This window comes from Blautia sp. AF19-1, assembly GCF_003479155.1.
Taxonomy (GTDB): Bacteria; Bacillota; Clostridia; order Lachnospirales; family Lachnospiraceae; genus Fusicatenibacter; species Fusicatenibacter saccharivorans.
The window spans coordinates 429-655 of record NZ_QUGQ01000061.1 but is presented as its reverse complement, the minus strand read 5'-3'; the positions used below and the strand labels follow the sequence as shown (position 1 = coordinate 655).

Annotated in this window: 1 pseudogene; it reads right to left on the bottom strand. The window is 52.0% G+C overall.

The features are described 5' to 3' along the window. A pseudogene (locus DWX26_RS17335) lies at window positions 1–227 on the bottom strand (virulence-associated E family protein); the annotation flags it as partial.

Sequence of the window (227 nt, the reverse complement as noted above, 5' to 3'; positions counted from 1 at the left end):
CCGGAGTCCGTTGCCGGGTTTTCACGCTCCCAGCCCTTTTGTCTGCCATATTCTGAAAACATTCTTGGGTTCGGGAAGTACCGCCAGCGGTCAATGCACTGGTTCATAATCTCGTTGATTTCCCGGATTTCCCATTGTTTCGGCTCGTCAAAGGCATGGTTCAAGGCTTCCTTGTAGAGCTGCTTGGAGCAGACCATGCTCCCGGTGTACTTATCAAGATACGCCTG